Source organism: Polynucleobacter sp. 35-46-11, from assembly GCF_002281105.1.
This window is the reverse complement of record NZ_NCFJ01000541.1, coordinates 1-1,640: the sequence shown is the minus strand read 5'-3', so window position 1 is coordinate 1,640 and position 1,640 is coordinate 1. Positions and strand designations below refer to the sequence as shown.

Here is a 1,640-nt window from a genome sequence, read left to right as displayed (position 1 = left end):
CAGGTGATGGCTCAGCCTCCCGGCAAGAAAAATAGTTCAATCTATTTACTCTCCGGTGGTGAAAAGGCCTTAACCGCAATTGCCTTAGTCTTCTCATTGTTCCTTCTCAATCCAGCCCCATTCTGCTTGCTCGATGAGGTTGATGCCCCATTGGATGACGCGAACACCTTGCGTTATGCCCAGATGGTTGCCAAAATGTCTAGTAAGACTCAATTTGTATTCATCTCACATAACAAGATCACTATGGAAATCGCGCATCAGTTGATTGGTGTCACCATGCAAGAGCAGGGCGTATCGCGTATCGTGGCGGTGGATATTTCTTCTGCAGTTTCTATGGTGGAGGCAGCTTAAGTGAATCTAGAGCAACTCATGACAACGCTGGGCTTGTCTGACTTGCAGTTTGCTTTGGCTGTTATTGGCCTATTGATTCTGATTGCAGTAGCTATTCTGAATGTGAAGTACGCTCGTGCACTCCGTAAAGCAAGGGCTGAAGCAGAGGATTACCTTGCTGAGCGTGTTGCACGTGAACCTACTTTTGGATCTGGCTTTGCTGATCCAATTACCGGCGAGCAGCTTGAGCCAACTTTTAAAGAAGTAAGCTTGCCAGTGAAGGCTGACTCGGCCAGCTTTTCTATTGATCCAAGAATTGATTGCGTTATTACTCTTCGCTTCTCTCAGCCGATCACTGGATCAGAAATTCTGAAAGAAATGATTTCTTGGGATGATTTGTCTACACCATCTTCGGCTCGCTGGATGTGTGAAGGTTTAAACGTCGATCTGAATTCTTCTGAGGGGTGGGGCTTGCTTGAGTCGGACTCCTCCTATTCCGAGCTTCAGTTGGCTATTCAGTTAGCAAGTCGTCGTGGACCAATAGGTGTACTAGAGCTGTCTGATTTTTGCTCCAGAGCTCAAGCACTAGCCTTAACGCTAGGTGCCCAAATTGATATGCCAAGTGTTAGTACGATGCTAGAGAAGGCAAAAGATTTAGATGCCATGGCAGCAGAAAGTGATATTCAATTGAGTATCAATGTGCTATTCGATGAAGCGTGTGCTTGGACTAAGCTAGATTCACTCATGAATCAACGTGGGTTCATCTTGTCACGTAGTGGCCGGACTTACGATTACTTTAGTAATCGTGCGCCTATTTTCAGTAGCACTGATCTGAATCCTGGGCAGCCAGTGCAGCAGCTGACTTTGCTCCTAGAATTACCTTTAATTTCGTTTGACGAGAAACCATTCGAGCGCATGCTTTCAGAAGGCCTTGAAATTGCACAGGTCGCTCATGGACGCTTGGTGGATGACAATGGAATCAACCTGTCTGATATCTCAATTCAAAGCATTCGTCAGCATCTTGATGGTTTATATGAAAACCTTGAGAGAAGCGGTGTTCCTGCGGGATCTTCTGCTGCTAGTAGACTTTTTAGCTAGGGAATTGTTTTGTCGTCTTCTAGTCCGACAAATTTAGCGGATCGCTACGCATTTTTACAGTCTGAGTTAGCACGCTTAGAGCATGCCTACTATGTTCTAGATAATCCAATAGTCCCTGATAGCGAATACGATCGTCTTTATCGAGAGTTGATCGATATTGAGGCTGCTCATCCTGAGTGGCTTACTTCTGATTCGCTCTCCCAAAGAGTTGG

1 protein-coding gene and 2 pseudogenes are annotated in these 1,640 nt (G+C 45.6%); all 3 read left to right on the top strand.

Features of this window, described 5'->3' with window-relative positions:
- Positions 1-351, top strand: a pseudogene (locus B7Y67_RS17380) (chromosome segregation protein SMC); the annotation flags it as partial.
- Entirely contained in the window at positions 352-1,428 is a 1,077-nt protein-coding gene (locus B7Y67_RS17375) for a cell division protein ZipA C-terminal FtsZ-binding domain-containing protein (RefSeq protein WP_293599704.1), read from the top strand.
- 9 nt (positions 1,429-1,437) lie between these two features.
- Positions 1,438-1,640: pseudogene (gene ligA, locus B7Y67_RS17370) on the top strand (NAD-dependent DNA ligase LigA); the annotation flags it as partial.